The 19347-nt window shown below is 37.9% G+C and carries 17 protein-coding genes; 7 read left to right on the top strand and 10 right to left on the bottom strand.

All coding sequences use genetic code 11. The annotated features are described in order from the left end of the window. Positions 1–4: 4 nt before the first annotated feature. From NX902_RS23395 to NX902_RS23435, 9 genes are all read right to left on the bottom strand, one after another. Positions 5–952, bottom strand: coding sequence for an aminopeptidase (locus NX902_RS23395; protein WP_095329474.1), 948 nt, complete (start codon positions 950–952; stop codon positions 5–7). A gap of 11 nt (positions 953–963) precedes the next feature. Beyond that, positions 964–1632, bottom strand: a complete 669-nt coding sequence (locus tag NX902_RS23400; RefSeq protein WP_163185119.1) for an AroM family protein — start codon at positions 1630–1632, stop codon at positions 964–966. A gap of 83 nt (positions 1633–1715) precedes the next feature. Continuing rightward, a complete protein-coding gene (locus NX902_RS23405; protein WP_163185116.1) occupies positions 1716–2666 on the bottom strand; it encodes a DUF1177 domain-containing protein in 951 nt (316 codons plus the stop codon). Between the two features lie 18 nt (positions 2667–2684). Next, entirely contained in the window at positions 2685–3740 is a 1056-nt protein-coding gene (locus tag NX902_RS23410; RefSeq protein ID WP_163185113.1) for an S-methyl thiohydantoin desulfurase domain-containing protein, read from the bottom strand. An 11-nt stretch (positions 3741–3751) separates the two neighbouring features. Next, complete coding sequence (locus NX902_RS23415) at positions 3752–5377, bottom strand: OPT/YSL family transporter (protein WP_163185110.1); 1626 nt, start codon at positions 5375–5377, stop codon at positions 3752–3754. Between the two features lie 184 nt (positions 5378–5561). After that, a complete protein-coding gene (locus NX902_RS23420; RefSeq protein ID WP_163185107.1) occupies positions 5562–6191 on the bottom strand; it encodes an aspartate/glutamate racemase family protein in 630 nt (209 codons plus the stop codon). 135 nt (positions 6192–6326) lie between these two features. Beyond that, entirely contained in the window at positions 6327–7850 is a 1524-nt protein-coding gene (locus NX902_RS23425; protein ID WP_163185104.1) for a PucR family transcriptional regulator, read from the bottom strand. A gap of 83 nt (positions 7851–7933) precedes the next feature. Then, positions 7934–8953, bottom strand: coding sequence for a PTS transporter subunit IIC (locus tag NX902_RS23430; protein WP_163185171.1), 1020 nt, complete (start codon positions 8951–8953; stop codon positions 7934–7936). Positions 8954–9432: 479 nt separating this feature from the next. Continuing rightward, complete coding sequence (locus NX902_RS23435) at positions 9433–10632, bottom strand: MFS transporter (RefSeq protein WP_217279735.1); 1200 nt, start codon at positions 10630–10632, stop codon at positions 9433–9435. Positions 10633–10931: 299 nt separating this feature from the next. Between NX902_RS23435 and NX902_RS23440 the strand changes: the two genes are divergently transcribed. From NX902_RS23440 to hxlB, 7 genes are all read left to right on the top strand, one after another. Beyond that, positions 10932–12287, top strand: coding sequence for an MATE family efflux transporter (locus NX902_RS23440; protein ID WP_095329465.1), 1356 nt, complete (start codon positions 10932–10934; stop codon positions 12285–12287). 294 nt (positions 12288–12581) lie between these two features. Then, positions 12582–13367, top strand: coding sequence for a hypothetical protein (locus NX902_RS23445; protein WP_163185101.1), 786 nt, complete (start codon positions 12582–12584; stop codon positions 13365–13367). Next, positions 13354–14319 (top strand): sugar kinase, encoded by a 966-nt coding sequence (locus NX902_RS23450; RefSeq protein WP_095329463.1) that lies wholly within the window; start codon positions 13354–13356, stop codon positions 14317–14319. The genes NX902_RS23445 and NX902_RS23450 overlap by 14 nt, the downstream gene beginning before the upstream one ends. Next, complete coding sequence (locus tag NX902_RS23455; protein ID WP_095329462.1) at positions 14316–15596, top strand: MFS transporter; 1281 nt, start codon at positions 14316–14318, stop codon at positions 15594–15596. The genes NX902_RS23450 and NX902_RS23455 overlap by 4 nt, the downstream gene beginning before the upstream one ends. Positions 15597–15688: 92 nt before the next feature. Next, positions 15689–16693: a LacI family DNA-binding transcriptional regulator gene (locus tag NX902_RS23460; protein WP_172859483.1), complete on the top strand. Its 1005-nt coding sequence runs from the start codon at positions 15689–15691 to the stop codon at positions 16691–16693. Positions 16694–16820: 127 nt separating this feature from the next. Further along, positions 16821–17438 (top strand): 3-hexulose-6-phosphate synthase, encoded by a 618-nt coding sequence (gene hxlA, locus NX902_RS23465; RefSeq protein WP_163185095.1) that lies wholly within the window; start codon positions 16821–16823, stop codon positions 17436–17438. After that, on the top strand, positions 17431–17979 hold the full coding sequence (hxlB, locus tag NX902_RS23470) for a 6-phospho-3-hexuloisomerase (protein ID WP_163185092.1): 549 nt from the start codon (positions 17431–17433) through the stop codon (positions 17977–17979). The genes hxlA and hxlB overlap by 8 nt, the downstream gene beginning before the upstream one ends. A 186-nt stretch (positions 17980–18165) precedes the next feature. Here hxlB and NX902_RS23475 read toward each other — a convergent pair whose 3' ends face one another. Then, the gene (locus NX902_RS23475; protein WP_163185089.1) at positions 18166–19122 is read right to left on the bottom strand and encodes a LacI family DNA-binding transcriptional regulator; all 957 of its coding nucleotides are present in this window, start codon (positions 19120–19122) and stop codon (positions 18166–18168) included. Positions 19123–19347: the final 225 nt, after the last annotated feature.

Genomic DNA, 19347 nt, shown 5'->3' on the forward strand with positions numbered 1-19347 from the left:
CTTGCTATTTGATCAATACGCCTTTCTCCATCAATAATGCATCATCTATATATACGGTAGGTTGGGTGACAACTCCATCTATATGAACGCCTGCTGAAACTATTCCACCAAACGTGGCATTGCTTCCAAAAGCTACATGAATGGTCCCGTATACTTTTTCATCCTCTAATACCACACCTGTGATCCTTGCCTTATCATTTGTTCCTATCCCAAATTCTGCGAGCATTCTGCCTTCCCCATTGCCTAATATCTTTAATAATTGCTCTCCTTCTTCTCCTTCTGCCTCGACTAGGCGACCTTCTTTTATTGTAAGCTTAAGTGGATTACTTAGCTTTCCTATTCCAGCCACAGAGCCATCCACGACAATTGTGCCAGTTGCAGTTCCTTCTACTGGTGCTATATATGCTTCTCCAGACGGCAGATTACCTGATTCCCCTGGATATAAGTACATCCCCGTACTTGGGATGCCCTTTCTTTCTGTAATATCCAATGCTAAACAATAGCCGTCTTTTTCAATTTTGACATGCTTTCCCTTTGTAAGCTGGTCTGTTATTTCTTCCGTAAGAATTCTCACTTGTTCATAATCTGCAGAAATGGCTCCTTCTAAGAACATATCCTTTGTTATTCCTGGCATTGTCGCAAGCCTTGTTCCTGTCTCTACTGCTTCTTTTCTAGCTTGTGTATGGGTTAAGGAATGCGCCGTTACACAAACAGCCACATCTGCTGCTTTCATGGCCGCTGCGACAGTTGCTGGTGGCTCTTGTCCCGACTTTTCTCTGTCCTGCATAACAATAAACATCGTCTCAGCACGTAACGCTTTGCCAGCTTCATATATGGATTCAGCTATTTCCCTCTTTGCTTCATCTGTGACAACGAGAAATGACTCTCCTTCTTTTATGCCTAAACAGTTAGCAAGAACATTTTTGCTTGTTTCTATCATTTTTTCATTCATTTTACCCTCTCCTATATCATTTCTGATACTAATTTTGCCATGATTGCATTGGAGAGAATGACTGGTTTATTAGCTATTTCGGCTACCATCTCTCTAGCATTCTCTGTATACCCCATACAATCCAACAAAATTATATCTGCTTCCTTCTTTAATTCTTGAGCCGCATTCTTAAAGGTCTCTCTACTCATATTATATGGTGATGCCACACTAAAAATAGGTTTTAATCCTAAGGGGGCATATTTAGGAAGAGACGTCTTTATTTGTTCCTTAAGTGGAACAATTACTCCCAGTCTTCTATTTCCTACTAACGCATTAATGGTGGGGGGAATGATATGATCAGGTTCAATTAAATAAGCTTTCCTTGTTTGCAGCCCTGGAAAAACACCCGTGCACAACAGCAATATTTGGCTTATTCCCATATTCTCTAAATAATAGATTTTCTCCTGTAAAATTGGCTTTATTTTTTCGCGAGACATAACTACCGACTCATTTGTTACTAGTCTAGAGGTTAAAACATAATCGCCTTCTTCAGGATATAGATTTGTCTGAATATAATCTTTCGACATCCCATCTAATACTCCAACTTGGACAAGCTCCGCTTTGTTTACATACTTCTCTACAATTGGAGCAACATCCGTTCTTGGAGCTTGACCAATTGTAATCATTCCAAGTTTTTTCATATAAACAACTCCTTTTTATAAGTCACTCTCTCCTCTACTATAAGGAAAGAAAGGAAGCAATGCTCCCTCTCTGCATTACTTGGTTAAGACTGAGGAGAAGCAGCTTTTCCCATTGTTTGCAGGACTTTCATGGAACCATATAAGGTTGTTATTCTATTAAATTCATCTTTATCATAAAACTCACAAGTACCATTAGCTGTTTCCTTTGCCACCTCTATGGAAAAACGAACTGCATCTGCAATATCCGTTTCATGACTAGCTCCCGTTCCACACCCTGGGACGATTGATTGAGCAGTTATTGCCAAGCCAATAACTGGTGCGTCTGTCGCCACAGATGGCTGCAAAATAGAATTGATATGGTATAAATCATTTCCATATGGCGTTATATCTTGTGAAGTGACAGGGAAGGTGACGGGAAATTTCCCTGTCGTCATTTCCATAATTCTTAGTAAGTCCTCACTAACTCGAAGAATGTAACCTTCTTTTACTGTTGGAGAAAGAGCAATCCCTTTATGATTAATCACTCTATTTCCTTTTGTGGTATCAATTGAAATAATACTGTCCATTTCTGGAATTACTTCATGTTTATTCATTGTTAAAATATCAACTGGAGAATCCATAAAATCAACTGGTTCATGCGGTCTTGTTGGTGCATCTGGGCAAATATGTGTGGATACAATCACATCCCCAGCAAGTACATCTCCCTTTACCTGCATATCTGCTAGTTTCAAAGCAGAAGCAATTGCCGCTACGGCACCATCAGCATCAGAGACTAGCCCAATTCTGCTTGGTCGTGCACCAATGCCCCCTAATCTCCCAATAATCCCCAATGTCGGAACGGTGCCACCAGCAGATTTCCCTTTTGCTCCCGGTATGGTAATCTTAATAAAATCTGTGCTTCCTTTTTCCCCTGTTACTTTTACAACATCTGTTTGTACATTTGGATATTCTTTAAATAAATCGGCAACGGTTTCTCCTGTTACAAATGCATTATCTAACGTTTCTAAAGCTACTAAAGTTTGTTTTAAAACCATTCTATCAATCTCTCCTTTTTAAAGATAAGTTAGAATTTCTTTGTTTATTATTTTTTCAATTGGTTGGATTAACTTTTGGTTACTCATCGTACTACTTAAGCGTAATTTTTCCTTAGGAACGGTTATAACAGCTACTTGCTGCCCTTTTGCCATTTCCGCGGTTACAATAGGTCTAGCTGTTTTTGTATCCAATGTCATAATAAGATCTGGAAAGGTGCCAAAACGCACTCCATCTTTCTCAATTGTCATATACTCGTTCCAAAAGGTCATATCATAGCAATCCTCAATCGTTACTTTTCCTACATCAAAACCTCCTATTGTTTCTAAAGTACATGCCGTTACTGTTCCTTCTGTGACTACAGATCCTCCTAGTTCAGACACAACTGCTTCGATAGCAGATTCTCCTTTATTAGACAGCAAGGCTTTGCCAACTGTAATTGCTTGCGATATGGCTCCATTCGCTCCGTTTTGCTTTGCATATCCCACTGTTATAGGATTTCTTGCCACTGCTACTAACCCGCCAGCATCAACAGACAATTGGCGAACTGCTTTTGCTGTTATATCAAGGGAACCAGTGATAAGCATTTCTACATACTTATCTCCTTTCCCGCCAACGGCTGCTTGATAAGAAATATAAGTAGGCATCTCTGTTAAATTTAATGACCCCATTGTGCCAGTTGGATGAGCTCTTCCATTACAAGGCAGATCTACTACTGGTAATCCTGTCATAGCGGATTGAAACCAGCCATTTACTGTAGTGCCAGCTCCATTTTCATTGGTAATAATTCCTTGAAGTGGTCTATCTAGCTTACTTGCCAATAGCTCCATTGCTTTGACATAATGAACTGGCTTTACGTACTGCTCTTTAGCAGCTGGAGCGCCAACTAGCGAAACCGTTACAAGTAAGTCTTCATCTGCCATTTCCTCTGCTATTTTTAAGATAGGCTGACCAACCTCTAAAGCAAGGCGTCCTATTTGAAGTCCATCTTCTATTTTTCCTCCTCCGCCGCCGCCTAGTATGGCACCACCATATACAGCAAATTCAACGATTTGTTCATCTAATTTTATTGTCACGTTTCATCTCCTCATTTCCCTAATTTAAATACAGAGTTAAAGAAACTATACAGTGCATCCCCAGCAATAAACCCTGCAGCTAAAATACTCATTGGCGTCTCTGCTTCTTTTCCTTTTTTCTTCACCCACATTAATCGAATCGCAATCCCTACCAATACTGCAATGCCTGCATATGGAGTTAAAATTAATAAACCTGTTGCAAACATTACTCCTAGTTGTCTGCTTGAACCACCAAGTATTTGTAAGATAGCACCTGGAATAGCCCATATTAATAATTGCCGAGCGACTTCCATTGAAGTGCCTGCCTGAATCGTAGAAACATAGACAGCGTCTATTGGAGGAACAAGGTTATTGGCAAAATATCCTTTATAAGTGATTAGCACTGTTAGCAATGCGACTCCAAAGGCAACTAATGACGTCATATATTGTTGCTTTCTTCCATCTATTTCATATTCTTTATCAGCGCCATTTCCTCGTAAAATATGGCCTGTTTTAAAGTCATAGCCCATATCTGCAAAGGCCGGTCCTGTTGCAGCACTGAATCCTGCAAGTAAAGCAAGTGCTAAAGGCGGAAAACCAATCATCATACCAATAAGGAGGGTAATAAAGGCAACCGCAAAGGCTGGAAACCACCCTGAATGCATGGCAGCAATACCAACGATTAATTCATGAACAAACGCAGCAAATGCGGCAAAAATCAGAAATCCAATCAACATACCAAATGACATATCTGTAATAAGTCCGCCTGTTAAAGCAATAATTAAAGCAATCGCAATATAAACAATAAAGCCAATTCCTAAAGTCTTTCTTGCTACTGAAATAGGTGTTGTATAATTCGAGTCGTCAACATCATTTTCCATAGCTGCAGCTACCTCTTGATTTTTTCCCTTTTGCTTTCTCTTATCTTTTCCAAAGATTAATAGCGTAACTTGGACTAACGCCACAATTCCTGCACCAATCATAATGCCATGTGGAATGTAAAGGGCGTTTACATCTACACCAAAAACAGGAATAGAATATTGTCGGAATAGTAAGCCAATCCCAAACATCGTTAAAGCCCAAATGTTACCGATAAAAGCAACCCCAAAGGCAGACATCGGAATATGCAAAATCGAACCGATAACGCCAATAAGTGTTCCAATTCCAAGAAGCCCTGCCCGTTTTCCTCCCTTATCACCAGCAACGATAGCTTGTGCTGTTGCTACTCCTGGTGCCCATGTACCTGATGCAGGAAACAGCTTGGAGTCAAATAGTTTATATAAAATGGCAGCATCTGCAAACATGGCCAATGCTGCTCCAATCAACATCGGAACAATCAAATCTGGTTCCCCAATTAGAAAAGGAATACCGATAGGAATTAATAAACTATTTGCAGCCCCAAAAGTTGCTGCAGATATAGAGGTTTGCATTAAATTCTGTCTATGAATAGACTTATACCTTTTAAAGATAGTAACTGGAATTCTAGCAATCAGCATTGCTAGAAGCGCACCAATAATAGATGTATTTGGTGTCACTCCTAAAGAGACGATAATTTGCATCCCGATAATGGCGCCAAACACTGCTGTAATAATGGTAAATATGAGGGAAACAGGTTCAAATAGACGAGGGTGTTTTTTTACTGGTTCTACTTGTTTCATAGACTAGCCTCCAAATTATTTTTAAATAGCATTTTGATGTTAAAGAGTGGGGTCATACTAAACTAAGTGGTACATTTGATGGTTTGAATAAAGAATATTAAAAATAAGGCCAATTAATTCGTTATGCTTATTTACAAATATAATCTGGCAAACAATGAAAATTTTGGTTGTCCATATGACAATGTCAGTATAACTGTGCTGCAAACTGTCCTTCTGCTTCGACTGCATCGATAACGGGAACTTTCAATTCATTACGCAATTGGTCTGCCAGTCCAATTGTTGAAAAACCTGTGCAAGCAAACACAATTACCTTGGCTCCTTGATCTAACAAATCTTTAGCAGCCTTTAGCCCCTTTTCCTTCCCTTCCTCTTTCAGTAAATCAGTCGTATTTTCTACACCTTCTGGAACTTTGAAGCCAACCAACAGCTCCCCTAAAATTTTCTTCATAACTTCTGGAACATCCTGAGTTATCCCTAATATCCCAACAGGTTTTCCTAAAGAAAAAGCTGTTAATGCAGCAGCACTTCCCGCCCCTATTACTGGGATAGACACCGCTTTTCTTAGTTCTTCAATCCCAGGATCTGCCGCACAGCTAATAGCAAGTATCCTTGCTCCTTCCCTTTCCATCTTTTTTCCTAACTCTACGATTTTTGGTATTGCTTCTTTTTCTGAAGCATCATCATAAATACCTAACGCTTGATCTGGAATACATTGATTTACTGTTGGCAATCCAAACAATTCTGTAATTATTTTGCCATGATGGTCCAAGACTGCTTTATTCTCCGTTGTAAAAACACGAATGACACCAATCATATCCCCACTCTCCTAATTTAAATTTTCTGAATATTTATATTTTATTTTAACTTTTCTGTCTTTTTGTCACAATGTCCTAAAAAAACAAAAAACAGAAGGATCTATTGTGCTCCGAGTACAATAGCCCCCTCTGTTTTAGGAACCCTTAAAGTTATGAAAGAATATACAGCAATAGTATAAAACCTTCTCTTGGAAAGTATCTAATTTAATATCTGCAATTTCTTTTATTCTATCAATGCGATATTTTACTGAGTTACGATGAATATATAATTGATTTGCTGTGTCCTTTAAACTGCCATTAAAAGTCAAATAATAAAAGAGTGTTTTGACAAGATCACTGTCATTTTCTTTATCATATTGTATTAACTTACCTATTTTCCTTTCGATTACTGGATCCATATTGACATAGTCGGAACTGTCTAGTAACAATTTAAATAGCTCAATATCTTCATAAAAGTACATTCTTTTCCCTTTATTAAGACTGGATCCAATTAAAAGTGAATTTCTAGCTTCTAAATAGCTTAAATGTATCTCCCATAATAGCGCTCTTCCGCCAAATCCTACTTGAAAATCGGTATATTTCTTGATAAGAGGGAGTAATTTATCCATCCATAGTTGATTTGTTTCTTTTGTTATAATTGGTTGATAGGGAACGGCTGATAGGATGACAAGCCGGCTTCCTTGTTTCTGTGTGTAAATCTTATTAGCATGGGATAGATTAATGGATTCTATAATGCTGCTTAAATCATGTAACAATGATGAACCTTCTTCCATAAGGGTTGCACTTTCCATCACGATTATTTCCCACATTATTTCAGGATCCAATCCAAGTTGTCTTCCTTTATTCACTACTTCCTCTTGGGGGAGAAATATGCCTGCAAGCAGTTCTTCAATAAAATTTCCTCTTAAATGATTCTCTGTATCCATTGCTGTTTTTCTTCTCATTAGTTCTAAAGAAAAAACTAGACGTGCCTGTTCAACACAAATTTTATCCATTTCATCCAACTGTTCTTTTTCAATTAAAAATTTGCCAACTCGCTCCTTATCTACTGTAATATCCCACTGCTTTATATGCGTAAATTCGTTCATCCATCCTTCCTTTGGGGAGCAAACAATTTTTTTACCATCTTTATCTAAGAGAATAATAGGTGCTTCTATCATTTGTGATACATTATCAGCAACCGTTTGTATCCCACTGTTTTCAAGAACCAATGTCGTTAACTTCTTATAAATTTCTTCCGACCTTCTAAGTAGAGCAGCATGCTTATTCACAATTTGTTCCATGACAGCATTTGTAATATCAATGTATGGCACACCAACTGGAAGCTGAATAATAGGAAGGTTATATTTATTACTTACCTCCATCATTTCTTTTGGCATTTCATGTAAATACCTTTCCGGTTTTATTGCTAATGCTGCAGCATTTGCCTGCGCTAATTTCTCCACAAGCTTTGTCAATAAGGAAAGATCATGTCTTATGGAATAAGCTGTTGTGAGCAGCAACTCTCCCCCTCTTAACCAGCCGTCGATGTCGGGAACCTCCATAATATCAATATTTTGCACGTTTCTATTTAATCCTTCCCTCCCACTTATCACCTTTGCATCCTTTAAAACAGGGAGTCGTAATAAATCATTAACTGTAATGCCCGATTGATTCATTCTTACCACCTCCACTACAATATCTTTGATCCATTTTCATTAAAAGAGGCTTCCTGTCTATCGGAAGCCTCCATTCATAAGTTTTACTGAACCCTCATAGCCAAATCTCCAGTTTTTGCCCAGCCTACGCGAAGAATTACGAAATAAAGAGGAAGGGTAATCACAATTGGAAGAACCATACCTACTGCCACATAAATTAAGAATCCCTGCAAGCCTTGAGTGGCCATAATGCTGATTGGCGCAATTAAAGAATTCAATCCTAATCCAGCCAATTCATACGTTGCCGTGAATCCGAATCCTAATGTTGCAATCGGGGCACAAATGACGGCTGCTACAAAAGGTGGAATGATTAACAGCGGATTTTTCACCAAATTAGGGAATTGTACTTTTGGTGTAATGATCGATTGTGCAAGAAATCCTCCTAAATCATTTTGACGAAGAGACATCGCTGTAAATCCAACAAATTGGACCGTACACCCGATTAATGCAGCCGCACTTGATACTGGATCCATTTGCAATGCAATTGCTAAAGCTGCTGATGATGCTGGAGTCATCAGTAGGATGCTCCATACTAACGAGATAACCATTGGCGCTATTAAAGGTGAGCCTTGTACCGATGAAGTGATTTGGGCACTAATCCATTCTAGCATCGGAGTTGTAACTGCCGCCAAACCTACTCCAGCAATTCCTCCAACTAAAATTGCTGCAGCTGGAATGGCCACCATATCTAAAATTGTTTTTCCGTTAACCCGCTTCCCAACATATGTTGCCACTACCGCTGCTAATACTGCGCTGATTGGTTGTCCGGAAACAAGCACCATTCCAGCATCCGTTGCATGCAGCGCGTTCCCCCCAATCGTACTACAAACCATCGCACTAAAAATAACTAATGTGTTTCCACCTAACTGATAGGCAATTCCCGCTCCAAATGCCGGGGCTAACAATACCTTTGCCACTCCGCCAATTTGAACTAAGACATCCCAGCCAAATGCTTTTCCGATCGATTCTAACAACAATCCCATTCCTAACGTTACAAGGACTGCATTTGACATTCCTGCTGAGGCTTTATACATTCGTTCCATAAAATATTCTTTAGTCTTCATCATTTTCTACTCCTCTATTTAAAAATAATTATTAGCTAGATAAAAACAAAAAAGCCTGTCCAATAATGGATAGGCACCTTCAAGTCTTAAAAACTGTTTAGCGCCTTGTTTTTAATAACAAAAACTGGACTAAACAATTCCCGTTATAATACAGAGGGATTATTTAATCCTAAGAGCATAATATGAGTATAATAATCAGTGCTGTATTTGTTTTGATCTTCATGTTATGCTCCTCCTAAACCGTTTAATAGTGTGTAGCTATAATATCATCAATATTCAGAATATGTAAATAATTTTTTTATTTCAGTTTTTAATAAAACGCTATCATCAAAATCAGAATGCAATCTTCTTCTTTTCTTTCTGTAAAAAGTGATTATTATTCAAGAAAAATAAAATCAATATGAAGGCTATATGTGGATTTTTTTACTTTATTGAAGTTTTGTTAGATTATTTAACAAAAAAAAGAGTGGCGAACCACTCTAAATAATTTCGGTATTCTTTGTTTCTTTTCCAAAAAACAGAACTACTGCTGCCCCGATTAATACAGCAATACAAAAAATAGTAAAAATAGAGGGAATGGAGACCTTTTGTGCTGTTAAATAAGGAACTAATAATGGTCCTAAGATTCCGCCAACTCTTCCAATCGCAGCTGCCATTCCTGCACCTGTCCCTCGAACCTTTGTAGAGTATTGTTCTGGTGTATAGGCATAAAGAGCTCCCCATGCACCTAAGTTAAAGAAGGATAAAAGAATTCCTGCTGTAAGAAGCATCGCTGTGCTTCCCGCTAACCCAAACATAAAGGCACTTCCTGCTGTCCCAATTAAAAATAGCACGAGTACAAACTTTCTGCCTGCTTTTTCAATTAAATAGGCTGCCAAAGCATATCCCGGTAATTGTGCTAGTGTCATAATTAATACATATTCAAAGCTTTTTATCATACTAAATCCTTGAGATACCATGACACTTGGAAGCCATAAAAACATTCCATAATAAGAGAAGACTACACAGAACCATAAAATCCATAAGGTTGCTGTTTGCTTCCGATTTTCCTTCGACCATACAGCTTGCAGGCTTTCCTTAATTGTCAGCTTTTTCTCTTTTTCTACTTTTAAGAATTTCGGTGAATCCGGTAAATGCAAACGTAAATATATAGCGTAAAAAGCTGGAAGAACGCTTATGATAAGTGCTGCCTGCCAGCCATATTTTGGGATAACAAAGTAGGAAATTACTGCAGCGAGTAACCAGCCAAATGCCCAAAAACTTTCAAGTAAGACAACGACTCTGCCTCGTTTTTCCTTTGGAACACTTTCAGAAACAAGTGTAGATGCTACCGGCAGCTCCCCACCAAGTCCCATTCCAATGAAAAAACGTAGAATTAGAAAGATCGTTAAGGAAGTAGTAAAGGCAGAGAGCCCGCTGCCAATAGAAAAGAGTAATAATGTAATCATAAATACATGTTTTCTTCCGATTCTATCTGCCATTAATCCAAAAACAAGTGCACCGACAGCCATTCCTATTGAATTCATACTGCCAATCCAGCCCATCTCCTTGCCCGATAAACCCCAATCTGCTTGGAGAGCAGTAATAATAAATGAAAGCATTCCAACATCCATCGCATCAAACATCCACCCTAAGCCTGCGATACCAAGAATCTTTCTTTGAGATATTTCCTTTTTCATTGTAATCCTCCCATTTTCCCCTTAGGTTTCCACTGATAGGTGTAATTATGAAAACTAACTATTATAATAACACTTGTCATGACACTATTCATTACATTTCAAACATTTTTAGCAAAAATTGCGGTAAATAATGGATTATCCTCATAAATAATTCCAAAAAAAGCGTTAATTACTACTATATTCAAGATTTTTGAAAAATTTCTAAAAAAAAATGTTATCTTTCCCTTTACTTTCTTCCAAATAAGCATAAAATGATTGATATGTTTTCTATTTTTAAATGTAAAGGGGAGTTTTAACTGTTGAGTGTTTCAACAAATAAAATACAAAATCAGTCTCTTTTTAATATATCTTGGCCACTGTTTATTGAACTTGCTTTACACATGGGTATGGGAGTAACTGCTACCTTAATGCTAAGCCATTATTCTGATAGCGCAGCTGCAGGTGTAGGAGTTGCCAATCAGCTTCTGGGAATTTTTATTCTAGTCTTTAATGTAACATCCATTGCTGCCATGATACTAATTGGGCAAAAACTTGGGGCTAATGAGCTTAACCTTGCTAGAAGGTTTGCACGCTCTGCGGTTGGTTTAAACTTCTGGTTCGGAATAATTATTGCAGCCCTCGTTGTTATCTTCGGTGAACATTTATTACAACTTTTCGATATTCGCGGTGAAGTATTAGAATATGGATTAATATTTGTTCGTATATGTGGTGCGTCCCTCTTCTTAGAATCTCTCTCACTTGCACTTAGTGCCATATTAAGAAGTCACGGCTTTACAAAAGAATCCATGATTGTTAGTGTTTTGATGAATGTAATTAGCGTAACCGGTTATGCCATTAGTATTCTTGGTGTTTTTGGTTTACCTATTACAGGTGTCATTGGTGTTTCTTGGACTATCGTTATAGCCCGTACATTTGCTGTACTTGTTTTGCTTTATCTTGTTTATAAGAGAATTGCTTTAACTTTTTCCATTAAGGATTTCATCAAAGTCAATAAACAAGATATTCGAGATATGCTCTATATCGGCATTCCTTCTGCGGGAGAAAATTTATCGTATCAATTTTCTCAGCTTATGATTACTGCAATGGTTGCTTCTTTAGGAGATGCCTCCTTAGCAGCCAGAGTATATATTAGTAATATTTCCATGATCTGCTACTTATTTACATTAGCAATTGCTGAAGGTACTCAGCTCCTGGTTGCACGTTATATCGGCGGGAAGCAGTTTGACCGTGCATTGAAACGAGGCATTAAAACACTTAGACTGGCCATGGTCGTTTCATTAGCGGCAGCTCTTGTAATGGCATTAATCGGTCAGCCAATATTAGAGCTATTTACAGATAACTATGAAATTATTGCTATCGGGCTACCTATTCTCTGGGCAGTGGTCTTTACAGAACCAGGAAGAGCAATGAATATTGTCTTAATGAGTTCCTTAAAGTCCTCCGGTGATGTTCGCTTTCCTGTCATTATTGGTATTATCTCCATGTGGGGAATTGCCGTTACGTTGAGCTATGCTCTCGGAATTACATTAGGGTTGGGACTTCTTGGTATCTGGTTGGCTCAAGGGATAGATGAATGGTTTAGAGGAATATTTGCCTTCAGACGCTGGAAGACAAAACCTTGGGAACGAGTGAAAGTTAATCGTTCGATTGCATAAAACTATTTTGGAAAGGTCTATGTAAAAGAGTGTTTTACATAGACCTTTTTTTGGTTTGGCTGATAATTAGTGTTTTTCGCGAATTTTCTCTTCTTTTTCGCGAATTTCTCAAGTGTTTTCACGAATACCTTCCCTCTTTTCGCGAATATCCCCCCAATAATTCATATTATCCCCTTCTCCTACTTTTTCCCTAATTATTGAAAATTACAAACTAATCATTGAAAAGCGCTTTCATTCCATTTATAATATCACTAAACCGGTTTACTAAATCGTTTTATGAGAGGTGAGATATAAATGTCTACTATATATATCCCTTTAAATTCCTTTTTTGATGAAAAAATAGCAACGAAAGATTTACTTCAAGCCATTTCAATTATTGAAAAATCAAATGCCTCCGGAATTGAAATTAGGAGAGAATTATTACATGAAGAGGAGTTGCTAACAACCTTACAACATATACAGCCTATTCTCCAGCAAGCTAACTTATTTACCGTTTACTCTGCTCCTATTCCAATCTGGAACAATGCTGGGGCTGTAAATGAGCAAGCACTTCATACTATCTTGGAAGAGAGCGAGATTCTCTCAGCAAAATGGGTTAAGCTACCCTTGGGGCATTATCTGGAGAATAAATCAGATCTACACGACTTATGGAAAATTATCCACAACTACCCTTCTCTTTCATTATTAGTGGAAAATGATCAAACAAGGGAAGGGGGGAAAATCCAGCCGTTAGCATCCTTTTTTGAAAACGCTTCTAATTTAAGGATGCCAATCAAAATGACATTTGATATAGGCAATTGGACCATTCAGGAGGAAGATGCATTGGCAGCATTCCAAATTTTCCAGCCTTATATTTTTTATTTTCATTTAAAACATGTATTTAAACAAGGCAAGCATTTTTTTACCGAGCCCTTGCCACTTGACCCAAATGCTGATTGGCGAAAAATGGATCATTTGATTCCAGCTGCCATTCCGAGAGCATTGGAGTTTTCCTTGGAGAGATCAATGGTGGAGATTAATAAATTTATAGATATTGTCCATTCAAATCAAAGGAGGGAAAAATTACATGCACTCAATTGATGTCATTACATTCGGCGAAGCCATGGCGATGTTTATAGCCGACTCTTGCGGCCCACTACATGAGGTACAGCATTATACAATGGAACTGGCAGGGGCGGAAACAAATGTAGCAATCGGCTTAGCTAAATTAGGATATAAAGCTAGCTTTGTAAGTAAAGTTGGTGCTGATGCCTTTGGAAAATTCATTATGGAAAACCTCCAAAAGAATCAAGTTGATGTAGAAAAAATCATGACAGATGCATATTTCCCAACCGGATTTCAATTAAAATCACGGGTAACCAAAGGTGATCCAGAAGTCCAATATTTCCGAAAAGGCTCTGCTGCAAGCCATCTAGCTATTGCTGATCTTGATGAAGATTATTTTCAGAAGGCAAAGCATCTGCATATGACTGGTATTCCATTAGCGCTTTCCTTGGAAACTAGAGACTTTGCTCAGCATGCTTTATCATTTTTTAAAAAGCAGTGTAAAAAGGTTTCTTTCGATCCAAATTTGAGACCAAAACTTTGGAATTCAGAAAAGGAAATGGTAGATACCATCAATTTCTTCGCGAAACAAGCGAACTATGTGTTACCAGGAGTAGAGGAAGGCATCAAACTAACGGGCTATCAAACGCCTGCCGATATTGCTTCCTATTATTTAGACGCTGGCGTAGAATTAGTTATCATCAAACTTGGCGCGCGAGGTGCCTATTATAAATCCCCTACAGAAGAAGGAACCATCTATGGCTACCCTGTAGCAAAGGTGATTGATACAGTTGGTGCAGGTGACGGCTTTGCTGTTGGAGTAATAAGTGGGTTCTTAGAAGGTCTTCCTGTAGAGGAATCCGTGCAGCGCGGAAATGCAATTGGCGCGTTAGCTGTACAATCGCTGGGTGACAATACTGGCTACCCGGATAAACAAGAACTTAGGCAGTTTATAAACAATCATTCTCAAAGGAGTGTACGTATATGAATACCCTTTCTAAAAAAAGATGGATTCGTCTTATCCCGATTGTTTTTATTACTTATAGCTTAGCTTATTTAGACAGAGCAAATTATAGTTTTGGAGCTGCTGGCGGCTTAGCTGAGGATTTAAATATTACTGCGGCTACCTCTTCTCTACTTGGTGCATTATTCTTTTTAGGCTATTTCTTCTTTCAAATTCCAGGTGCTCATTACGCAGAGAATAAGAGTGCAAAAAAGCTAGTATTTTGGGCATTAATCCTTTGGGGTTTCTTAGCAACAGCTACTGGTCTTATTTCAAATGTGAACGTTTTATTCGTCATACGCTTTAGCTTAGGGGTAGTAGAAAGTGCTGTTATGCCTGCGATGCTAGTATTTCTAAGTCATTGGTTTACAAAAGCAGAGCGTTCTCGAGCAAATACATTCCTCATTCTAGGAAATCCGGCAACTGTTTTATGGATGAGTATTGTATCTGGTTATATTCTTGAATCACTCGGTTGGAGATGGATGTTTATATTAGAAGGTTTACCTGCCGTGATTTGGGCATTTTTATGGTGGAAACTCGTCAATGATCATCCAAAAGATGCAAAATGGCTTAACAGCGACGAAAAGGCTGCCATTCATCAATCATTGCTGGACGAACAAAAGGAACTTAAACCAGTTAAGGACTATCGTGAAGCATTTAAGTCAAAGACTGTTATTCTGCTCAGTCTTCAATATGCGCTTTGGAGCATTGGCGTATACGGTTTTGTGATGTGGCTTCCTACTATTATTAATTCAGCCCCAAATGCAAGTATTGTAACAACGGGCTGGCTCGCATCAATTCCTTATGTATTAGCATGTGTGTTAATGTTAGCGGTTTCTTACTTCTCAGATAAATTTCAAAATCGCAAACTATTTGTCTATCCATTCCTCTTAATTGGGGCAATTTGCTTCTACGGCTCCTATTTAATTGGCACAAGTAATTTCTGGTTATCCTTTATTCTCCTTTCTATTGCAGGAGGAGCAATGTATGCACCTTATGGTCCGTTCTTTGCGATTATTCCAGAAATCCTTCCTAGAAACGTCTCTGGTGGGGCAATGGCATTAATCAATAGTATGGGAGCATTAGGCTCTTTTGCTGGAGCCTATATCGTTGGCTATTTAAATGATTTAACTGGTGGTTTTGGAGCTTCTTATAATTTCATGGCAATTTCCTTATTATTGTCAGCTATTTTAACAATTATTGCTACAAAAAAGGAAAAGAAGGTAATAGGAAAATTAGCACAGCAACCATTGCATGAGTAATTTTTAAGCGTTTTCCTCTTTCGCTTTCTTGTAACGATAGATTGTTTTATACTAGAAAAAGAATCTATTAAAGTAGCGAGAGAGGAAAACAAATGGCGAAAGTAACCATGGCGGATGTAGCGAAATATGCAGGTGTTTCTAAAAGCACCGTTTCACAATATATCAACAAGCGTTATGAATATATGGGAGAAGACACAAGGGAAAAAATCAAAAGTGCCATTGAACAACTAGGTTATCATCCCAATTATATTGCACGCAGCCTTAAGCAAAAGAAAACTTCTATGATTGGAATTATTGTAGCCGATATTGTTCATCGTTTTTCGACAGAAATCTGCCGTTCTATTGAAGATTACTGCTTCGAGCATGATTATCAGGCAATCATCTGCAACGCTGACAACAATCCCAAAAAGGAACGAACATATATCGAAACATTGCGTGCCAAACAGGTAGATGGTCTGATTATTTTTCCTACAGGGCAAAACACCGATATTTATGCCAAAATGATAGAGGAAGATTATCCCGTTGTTTTTATGGATCGAGATATTCCGGAAATAAATGCTTCTTTTATTTTATCCACAAATATAGAATCAAGCTATCATGCAATCAAATTATTTTTGGAAAATGGCCACAAGAATATTGCTATTTTGACACAGCCATTAACTATCTCAACAAGAAAAGAACGAATTGAAGGCTATAAGAAAGCATTGCTAGAAAACTCTATAGACATATGCGAAGACTATATTATCAGCTCAGAAATAGAAAATGTGAAAACTGAATTACATCACCTATTTCAGAAAAAGAACCCGCCCACTGCTATCCTGGCAGGTAATGATTTAGTATTCTTAGAGACTTTAGCATTTTTACAGGAAAAGAAACTGCGTATTCCTGAAGATGTATCCCTAATTGTTTTTGATAATTTTCCTTTTGCACATCTTTCCAATCCTCCAATGACGATGATTGCACAGCCTGCCTTTGAAATGGGAAAAAAGGCTACGGAAATATTATTAAAACAAGTTAACAAGGAACATTTTAAAGTAGAAAAAATTATTTATCCTTGTGAATTAATTGTTAGACAATCCTCCATAAAGAAAATATAAAAAATCGATCGGAGAAGCGTTCCTTCTATATGAGCAGAATGACGCTTCTATACTGTTCCATTACTCTATTAAAAATTTTTACTGTTTAAATAAACCGGTTTAGTATTGAAAGAAAGGATGGTTAACAATGATCATTCAATTAGCTTTGGACCGATTAACTATTTCGGAAGCAATTCATATAGCCCAGTTAGTAGAAGCTGATATTGACTGGATTGAAGTTGGGACCTCTCTAATCAAGGAATTCGGAATAGACAGCGTCCGCCAAATGAGAAAAGCATTTCCCCATAAAAAGATCCTTGCTGACACGAAAACAATGGATAATGCGAAATATGAAGCAGAGCTTAGCTTTGCCGCCGGGGCAGATATCATCACGGTTATGGGAACAGCCCCAAAAGTAACCATTGAGACATGTATGGAAGTAGCAAAAAAGAAGCAAAAAAAAGTAATGATTGATTTATTAAACACTTCCAGAGAACAAATGATATCACTTGCCACGATTAAGGATGCTATTTTTTGCTACCATATAAGTAAGGATGAGCAAGAACTAAATGGGAAAAGCGAATGGGAAACCGGCACTGCCTATCTAACTCCAATTGCAGCGGCAGGCGGAATTACTATCGCTTCCATCCCACAGCTTCAAAAAGGCGGCATTGATATAGCCATTATCGGATCCGCTATTACGAAGGCTGCCGATCCAGCAAAGGCGGCAAGACAATTTAATCAGGAGGTATTGTCCAATGAGTAAGCTTACAGCTATTCAACAGGAAATCCAAGTCGTTTTGTCACAAGTCGATGAGAACTTATTAATTGATACAGCAGCATTAATTAGAGAAAAAAGGAGAATTTTTGTCGTGGGAGAAGGACGATCTGGGCTCATGGCGAAATCCTTTGCCATGAGATTAATGCATTTAGGAGCAACCGTTTATGTAGTGGGCGAGACAATTACTCCTTCTATTTCTTCTGAAGATATATTAGTCGCGATTTCTGGTTCTGGGAAAACAAAGTCTGTTATTTGGACGGCTGAAACTGCTCATAAACTAGGATGCACTGTGTTAGTCTTAACTACTGATCCTAGCTCTCCACTTGTGGAAGAGGCAACCCATACAATCTGCATTCCGGCAAGCACGAAATATCGGCAGGCAAATGAGATGAAGTCTATCCAGCCCTTAGGCTCATTATTTGATCAGTGTGCCCATATTGTCTTTGATACCATTTGTCTAAATTTTGCTGAGCTAAATGAGATTGGATTTGAGGAAGCCTTTAAGAGACATAGCAATATGGAATAATAATGCTTAATAAATACCCGTAGAAGCGAGTGACTGAGTTTACGTGCTCCTAAGCGGGTATTTTGTGCCTCTTTTGAAGAGCATATCGGCTGTTTTTATCGTAAAAGAACAATCCTCTTATTTTCACTGCTATTGTTTATCCCCGCCAAAACACAAATTGACAATTACTAAAATGGTTAAATCACTCTACTCTTCAAGAATAGTCGATCCTCGAACAACAAGCTTCGGCTCAAAAATATGTTTGCCTTGATTTTTGTTCCGTTCATTAATTTTTTTTAGGAGCATGCGTGCACAAGCCTCTCCCATTTCCATTAAGGGCTGCTTAATTGTGGTAATTTTTGGTGAGGAGATTCTATCTAGAAAGACGCCATCAAACCCAGTTACTGCGTAGTCTTCTGGCACACTTTTCCCCTTCTTCTGAATAGCACGAATCACTCCTGTTGCAATGCGATCTGAGGCGCAAACAAATCCAAATTTACCATCGTTCTTTGATAGGAATTCAGAAACCTTTGCCTCGGCTGCTCTTGAACTATTTGCTACTCTTATAATTTTTCCTTCTATAGCATTCTCTGAAATTGCATCTAGGTACCCTGCCTCGCGAAGTTGCCCAAAAGGCTCTTTCTCATCAATTCCGATAAAAATTAGCTGCTTATATCCTTGGTCTAAAATATGTTTAGTCGTAACATATGTCCCTTTTTTGTTATCCACATCGACAAAATCAAATCCATGCAAATTCTCTCCAAATAATACAACCGGAATTGTTAACTTTTCAATAAAAGCATAGTCAGATTCGCGCATACCCGTAACAATGATGCCATCACACTTTCCTATATTAAGTGATGTCCTTGTTACTAGCTGTAAGGAATAATGGTTCTTATCCAGCTCCCTGCTCATTCCCGTTAATAAATTCATATAATAAGGTTCAACCGTGTCCATTTCTTCTAAAATAAGTAATTTAATCACTTGTGTTCGATTATTAACCAATGCTCTTGCCGCATAGTTAGGAACATAATTTAATTCTTCCATTGCTTTATATACAAGCTGTTTTAATTCATCTGTTACTTGCTCTGGATGATTTAACACTCTTGAAACTGTCATCTTTGAGACATTTGCTTTTTTTGCCACATCTGAAAGTGTTGCCAATGGAACTCCCCCAGTATTAAATTTAGATTTCTCTATTCATTACATTACTAATTATTGAAAGCGATTTATTATACTACTTCATTTATTCTACAACAAATAATTATTCACTATTATATTTAAACTAAACTTTTTTATAATTATGCTTGATAAATAACGAAAATGGGTTGATAATAGAGGGGCGCAAACGTTTTCCTTTTATCTTTTTATATTATAATTGTTTTTTGC

This window comes from Niallia sp. FSL W8-0954, assembly GCF_038005605.1.
Classification (GTDB): Bacteria; Bacillota; Bacilli; order Bacillales; family Cytobacillaceae; genus Niallia; species Niallia circulans_A.

Excerpts from the sequence above, each read along its gene's own strand:
- NX902_RS23430 (WP_163185171.1), bottom strand. The coding sequence starts at position 8,953 with ATGAAGACTAAAGAATATTTTATGGAACGAATGTATAAAGCCTCAGCA.
- NX902_RS23445 (WP_163185101.1), top strand. The coding sequence starts at position 12,582 with ATGTCTACTATATATATCCCTTTAAATTCCTTTTTTGATGAAAAAATA.
- NX902_RS23405 (WP_163185116.1), bottom strand. The coding sequence starts at position 2,666 with ATGGTTTTAAAACAAACTTTAGTAGCTTTAGAAACGTTAGATAATGCA.
- NX902_RS23435 (WP_217279735.1), bottom strand. The coding sequence starts at position 10,632 with ATGAAAAAGGAAATATCTCAAAGAAAGATTCTTGGTATCGCAGGCTTA.
- NX902_RS23460 (WP_172859483.1), top strand. The coding sequence starts at position 15,689 with ATGGCGAAAGTAACCATGGCGGATGTAGCGAAATATGCAGGTGTTTCT.
- hxlB (WP_163185092.1), top strand. The coding sequence starts at position 17,431 with ATGAGTAAGCTTACAGCTATTCAACAGGAAATCCAAGTCGTTTTGTCA.
- NX902_RS23400 (WP_163185119.1), bottom strand. The coding sequence starts at position 1,632 with ATGAAAAAACTTGGAATGATTACAATTGGTCAAGCTCCAAGAACGGAT.
- NX902_RS23425 (WP_163185104.1), bottom strand. The coding sequence starts at position 7,850 with ATGAATCAATCGGGCATTACAGTTAATGATTTATTACGACTCCCTGTT.
- NX902_RS23415 (WP_163185110.1), bottom strand. The coding sequence starts at position 5,377 with ATGAAACAAGTAGAACCAGTAAAAAAACACCCTCGTCTATTTGAACCT.
- NX902_RS23450 (WP_095329463.1), top strand. The coding sequence starts at position 13,354 with ATGCACTCAATTGATGTCATTACATTCGGCGAAGCCATGGCGATGTTT.
- NX902_RS23395 (WP_095329474.1), bottom strand. The coding sequence starts at position 952 with ATGAATGAAAAAATGATAGAAACAAGCAAAAATGTTCTTGCTAACTGT.
- hxlA (WP_163185095.1), top strand. The coding sequence starts at position 16,821 with ATGATCATTCAATTAGCTTTGGACCGATTAACTATTTCGGAAGCAATT.
- NX902_RS23455 (WP_095329462.1), top strand. The coding sequence starts at position 14,316 with ATGAATACCCTTTCTAAAAAAAGATGGATTCGTCTTATCCCGATTGTT.
- NX902_RS23420 (WP_163185107.1), bottom strand. The coding sequence starts at position 6,191 with ATGATTGGTGTCATTCGTGTTTTTACAACGGAGAATAAAGCAGTCTTG.